Here is a 5,427-nt window from a genome sequence, read left to right on the forward strand (position 1 = left end):
GCGAATGCGCTCGGGTTGGCTCGACGATGCGACGCAGAACGGAATATCGAGCGCGTCGAGCGTGTCGGCGACATGGGGGATCGGCTTCAGTTGTCGTCGAAACCGGTCGTAGAGCCTTTCGCGCATGATTTTGAGCGCATCATCGCCGATCGTCTTGCCGAGGGTGTCGGCCAGAATCGATGACATCGACACCAGACTGCGTCCCAGAAATCGCTCATAGACCTCTTCCAGGCGGATTGTGATGCCTGCCTCGCCGAGCGTCTCGATACAGACCTCGGCCGAAATCAGCTCGCTATCAACCAGCACGCCGTCGCAATCGAAAATAATCAGTTTCGGCTTCACGAACATCCCGGCGCCGGCCACCCGACCCGGATCACCAGCACGTATATCCACCGTCGACGGACACGATCGCACCCGTCATCAGGCTTGCGGCATCCGAGGCAAGGAAGTGCACCACCGAGGCGACCTCTTCCGGCTGCCCAACGCGACCCATCGGCGTCATCTCGAGCCATACCTTGTACATGTCCGGATTCTCCTTGATGCCGAAAGAAGTCAGGGGCGTTTCGATATAGGTCGGAGCGACTGCGTTGACGCGTACGCCGCGCTGACCCCACTCCGCCGCCAGCGATCGCGTGAGCTGATGGACGGCGGCCTTCGAGGCATTGTAGAACGATTGCGGTTGCGGCTTGTTGACGATAAGTCCTGACATCGAACCGATATTGACGATCGAGCCGCCGCCTCTCGCAAGCATCTTGCGCCCGAATGCGCGGCAGCACCAGAACAGGCCGTCGATATTGACATCCATGTGGAGCCGCCAATGTTCGTCGCTGGTGTCTTCGGCGCGCACGTCGCTGATGGCGACGCCGGCGTTGTTGACAAGGATGTCGACGCGTCCATGGCGGCCGACGATTTCATCCGCGACGCGGTCGACATCTTTCGATTTCGTCACGTCGAGCGTGATGCCGTGCGCGTCGATCTGCAACCGGCGGAGCGAGTCAACGCTTGCCTCGATCCGTTCCGGCAGAAGCTCGGCGACCATGACCGTGGCGCCGGCTTCGCCCAATGCGCGCGCACAGGCGGCGCCAATGCCCTGACCGCCGCCAGTAACGACGGCGACGCGCCCGTCGAGCCTCAGCTTTTCGAGATACATCATTTCATCCTTTCAGCTCATCCAATTGCCGCCGTCGACATTGTAGGTCTGGGCGACGATGTAATCGCTCTCGGCACTGGCGAGGAAAATGGCCATGCCCGATAGATCCTCCGCGCGGCCGATGCGACCATAGGGAACGGCTTCGCCGACCAGGCGCTTCTTCTCGCCGCGGGGGCGATTCTCGTATTTGGCGAACAGGGCGTCGACGCTATCCCAGTGTTCGCCATCGACGACGCCGGGCGCGATGGCGTTCACATTGATGCGATGGCGAACAAGATCCAGCCCGGCGGATTGAGTGAGACTGATGACGGCCGCCTTGGTCGCGCAGTAGACCGCGACCAGCGCCTCGCCGCGGCGACCGGCCTGACTGGCCATATTGATTATCTTACCGCCCTTGCCGCGCGCGATCATGGATTTCGCGACCGCCTGCAACATGAACAGCACCCCGCCGACATTGATCGCGAACAGGCGGTCGAAACTTGCTCTGGAAATATCGACGATCGGAGCCGCGTCGAACAGGGCGGCGTTGTTGACGAGAATATCGATCCCTCCTGCCTTGGCCTCGACCGCGGCGACCGCGGCATCGATTGAACCCTGGTTCGTCACATCGAGATGCACCGCATAGGCGGAAGCGCCGATGGCGCCGGCGGTGGTCGTCGCGCGCGCAAGGTCGATGTCGGCGATCGCCACGGCGGCGCCTTCCCGCACATAGGCCTCGGCGAAGGCGCGGCCGATGCCGCGCGCAGAACCGGTGATCAGCGCGGACTTGCCTTCAAGGCGTCTCATGGAATGGCCTTGCCGGTGACGTCGAAGCGGTGGAGCTTCGTCTGGTCGGGCGTGAGAAAAATCGGTGCGCCCCTTTCGGCCGAGAACTCGCCGGTGGTTCGCGCGGTGATCCGGCCGATTCCGGAGACATCGATATGCAGGAAGGTGTCTGAACCGAGATGCTCGGACAGGTCCACCTTGCCGCGCCAGGAGCCTTCCGTTGGCGACAGATGAAGATGCTCCGGCCTGACGCCGATCGCTGCGGCGCCATGCTTTTGCGCCTCGGCGCCGTCGATGAAATTCATGCGTGGCGATCCGATGAAGCCCGCGACGAATCTGTTGGCAGGTGCCCGATATAGATCGAGCGGCGAGCCGACCTGTTCGATGTTGCCCTTGTTCAGAACCACGATCTTGTCGGCCATCGTCATGGCTTCGACCTGATCGTGCGTGACGTAGATCATCGTCGTCTTCAGCGACTGATGCAGTTCGCTGATCTCGAGCCGCATGTTCACGCGCAGCGCCGCGTCGAGATTCGAGAGCGGCTCGTCAAACAGGAACGCCTTGGGCTCGCGGACGATCGCGCGCCCGATCGCGACACGCTGGCGTTGACCGCCGGAGAGCTGCCGCGGCTTGCGCTCGAGATAGTCGGTGAGGTTGAGGGTGGCCGCCGCGTCGCGTACCTTCCTGTCGATCGAAGCCTTGTCACGGCCGGCCATCCGGAGTGGAAATGCGATGTTGCCGTAAACGCTCATGTGCGGGTAGAGCGCATAGGACTGGAAAACCATCGACAACTGGCGTTGCGACGGCGGCGTGCGAGTCATGTCGGCGCCATCTATCAGAATGCGTCCGCCGCTGGTGTCTTCCAGCCCCGCGATCAGGCGCAGCAGCGTCGACTTCCCGCAACCGGACGGTCCGACGAAAACCACGAACTCGCCATCGGAAATCGCAAGATCGAGGCCGGGAATGACGGTGATGCCGCCGAATTCCTTGGAAACGCTTTCGAGTGCGATGCTGCCCATGTTTTCTCGCGACTATTTGACGGCGCCGAACGTCAACCCGCGCACGAGCTGGCGCTGCGAGAACCAGCCAAGAAGCAGGATCGGCGCGATGGCGAGGGTGGATGCGGCCGAGAGTTTGGCCCAGAACAGTCCTTCGGGACTCGAATAGGAGGCGATGAAGGCGGTGAGCGGCGCCGCATTCGCCGCCGTAAGGTTGAGCGTCCAGAAGGCCTCGTTCCAGGCGAGTATGATGTTGAGCAGCAATGTCGAGGCAATGCCCGGCAAGGCCATCGGCGCGAGGACATAGATGATTTCCTTCCCGAGCGAGGCGCCGTCCATCCGCGCCGCTTCGAGAATGTCGCCGGGAATTTCCCTGAAATAAGTATAAAGCATCCAAACCACGATCGGCAGATTGATCAGCATCAGCACGCAGACCAGGCCAGGCAGCGAATCGAGTAGGCCCCCGTCGCGAAACAGCAGATAGATCGGGATCAAGGCGCCGACCGGCGGCATCATCTTGGTCGACAGCATCCACATCAGAATGTCCCGCGTCCGCTTCGTCGGTGCGAAGGCCATCGCCCAGGCAGCGGGCACGGCGACGAGGATTGCCAGAAATGTCGATCCGAATGCGACCGTCACCGAATTGAGGACATGCTTGAGATAGTTCGAGCGGCTCTGCACTTCCGCGTAGTTCTCGAGCGTCCAGTCGAAGAACAGAAATGTCGGCGGCGAGGCGATGGCGTCGCCCTCGGCCTTGAAGCTGGTCAGGAACGTCCACAGGATCGGAAAGAAGATCAACAGGCCGACGGTCCAGCCAACGATCGTGACGAGCGCGCGGCGGCGGTTCGAGGGTCTACGGGCCATCTCAGGCGTCCAGATTCTTGCCGATGAGGCGAACGAGGAACAAGGCGACGACATTGGCGATCACGACGGCGACGATGCCCCCCGCCGACGCGCCGCCAATATCGTATTGCAGCAGCGCCTGGGCGTAGACGAGATAGGTGATATTGGTGCTCTGCGTGCCGGGACCGCCGCCCGTCGTAATCAGGATCTCCGCGAACACCGACAGCAGGTAGATCGTTTCGATCAGGATGACGACGGCGATCGCGCGCGCCAGATGCGGCAGGATGATGTTGACGAACAGCGATACGCCGCGCGCGCCGTCCATCTCCGCGGCCTCCTTCTGCTCCTCGTCGAGCGACTGCAGCGCGGTCAGAAGGATCAGCGTCGCGAACGGCAGCCACTGCCATGCGACGATCAAAACGATCGAGAACAAGGGAAGATGCGCAAACCAGTCGATCGGTTCGAGCCCCAACCCGCGCGCGATCCACGCGAACAGGCCGTAGACCGGATGCATGAACATGTTCTTCCACACCAGCGCCGTCACGGTCGGCATGACGAAGAACGGCGCGATCACGAGCAGGCGAACGACGCCTTGCCCTGCAAACGGCTGGTCAAGCAGCAGTGCGAGAAGGATTCCGCCGATCACGGTAATCAGCAGGACGCCGCCGACAAGCGCGAGCGTATTGCCGATTGCTTCGAGGAACGCCGGGTCGGTCAGGAAGTAGAAATAATTCTGAAGCCCGATGAAACTCTCGGTGCCGGGCATCAGGAGATTGTAGTGCAGCAGCGAGAAATAGAGGGTCATCGCCAGCGGCACGATCATCCACACGAAGAGCAGGATGACCGAGGGCGCCATCATCAAACGCGCCGCGGCGCGGGTATGGAGCGTCGCCATGACGAAATCCTCGAAAACGCATTCTGCGATCGCGCGAGGCGGCCGCCCGCGGAAAACGGGCGACCGCCGACTGGGCTACTTGACGTAGCCGGCCTTGGTCATCTCGCGCATCGTCAGCGCCTGCGCGCTCTTGAGCGCCTGATCGGCCGTCGAAGTCCCGGCCAGAGCGGCCGCGAACTGCTGCCCGACCGCGGTTCCCAGGCCCTGAAACTCGGGAATGGCGGCGAACTGGACGCCGACATAGGGCTTCGGCTTGTCGTTGCCATTGACGCTCGGATCCGCGGAGTCGATGGCTTGAAGCGTCATCGCGGCGAAAGGCGCGGCCTTCTTGTAGTCGGGATTGGCGTAGAGCGACTTGCGGGTGCCTGGCGGTACGTTGGCCCAGCCTTCCTTCGATGCGACCAGGGCGGTGTATTCCTTGCTGGTCGCCCAGGCGATGAACTTCGCCGCGGCGTCCGCCTTCTTGGAGCCGGCGGGGATGCCGAGGGACCAGGCCCAGAGCCAGTTGGCATTCTTGCAGGTCGAACCGCAGGGCGCCGGCGCGTAAGCGACCTTGTCGGCGACTTTCGACGCTTTCGGATCCGAAACGAACGACGCCGCGACCGTTGCGTCGATCCACATGCCGCACTTGCCCGACTGGAACAAGGCAAGGTTCTCATTGAATCCGTTGGACGAGGCGCCCGGAGGACCGGATGTTTTCATCAGGTCGAGATAGGTGTCGAGCGTCTTTTTCCATTCGGGACCGTCGAATGTCGGGCGCCATTTTTCGTCGAACC

Annotated in this window: 7 protein-coding genes; all 7 read right to left on the bottom strand. The window is 62.2% G+C overall.

Annotated elements, in window-relative coordinates:
* On the bottom strand, positions 1–363 hold a 363-nt coding region (locus tag WCE35_RS18770; protein ID WP_424594825.1), incomplete at its 3' end, for an HAD family hydrolase.
* A 10-nt stretch (positions 364–373) separates the two neighbouring features.
* Positions 374–1,150: an SDR family NAD(P)-dependent oxidoreductase gene (locus WCE35_RS18775; protein ID WP_424594826.1), complete on the bottom strand. Its 777-nt coding sequence runs from the start codon at positions 1,148–1,150 to the stop codon at positions 374–376.
* 12 nt (positions 1,151–1,162) lie between these two features.
* A complete protein-coding gene (locus WCE35_RS18780) occupies positions 1,163–1,936 on the bottom strand; it encodes an L-iditol 2-dehydrogenase (protein WP_424594827.1) in 774 nt (257 codons plus the stop codon).
* Positions 1,933–2,934 carry an ABC transporter ATP-binding protein gene (locus WCE35_RS18785; RefSeq protein ID WP_424594828.1) on the bottom strand — a complete coding sequence of 334 codons (1,002 nt, stop codon included), beginning with the start codon at positions 2,932–2,934 and terminating at the stop codon, positions 1,933–1,935. Before WCE35_RS18785 ends, WCE35_RS18780 begins: the two co-directional genes overlap by 4 nt.
* A 12-nt stretch (positions 2,935–2,946) precedes the next feature.
* A complete protein-coding gene (locus WCE35_RS18790) occupies positions 2,947–3,777 on the bottom strand; it encodes a carbohydrate ABC transporter permease (RefSeq protein ID WP_424594829.1) in 831 nt (276 codons plus the stop codon).
* 1 nt (position 3,778) lies between these two features.
* The gene (locus WCE35_RS18795; RefSeq protein ID WP_424594830.1) at positions 3,779–4,651 is read right to left on the bottom strand and encodes a carbohydrate ABC transporter permease; all 873 of its coding nucleotides are present in this window, start codon (positions 4,649–4,651) and stop codon (positions 3,779–3,781) included.
* 75 nt (positions 4,652–4,726) lie between these two features.
* The coding region (locus WCE35_RS18800) for an extracellular solute-binding protein (RefSeq protein ID WP_424594831.1) at positions 4,727–5,427 on the bottom strand (701 nt) is incomplete at its 5' end.

Source organism: Bradyrhizobium sp. (assembly GCF_049691595.1).
Taxonomy (GTDB): Bacteria; Pseudomonadota; Alphaproteobacteria; order Rhizobiales; family Xanthobacteraceae; genus Bradyrhizobium.

Bases quoted from the DNA above. Each gene is read 5' to 3' on its own strand.
- WCE35_RS18775 (WP_424594826.1), bottom strand. From the start codon at position 1,150: ATGTATCTCGAAAAGCTGAGGCTCGACGGGCGCGTCGCCGTCGTTACT.
- WCE35_RS18780 (WP_424594827.1), bottom strand. From the start codon at position 1,936: ATGAGACGCCTTGAAGGCAAGTCCGCGCTGATCACCGGTTCTGCGCGC.
- WCE35_RS18785 (WP_424594828.1), bottom strand. From the start codon at position 2,934: ATGGGCAGCATCGCACTCGAAAGCGTTTCCAAGGAATTCGGCGGCATC.
- WCE35_RS18790 (WP_424594829.1), bottom strand. From the start codon at position 3,777: ATGGCCCGTAGACCCTCGAACCGCCGCCGCGCGCTCGTCACGATCGTT.
- WCE35_RS18795 (WP_424594830.1), bottom strand. From the start codon at position 4,651: ATGGCGACGCTCCATACCCGCGCCGCGGCGCGTTTGATGATGGCGCCC.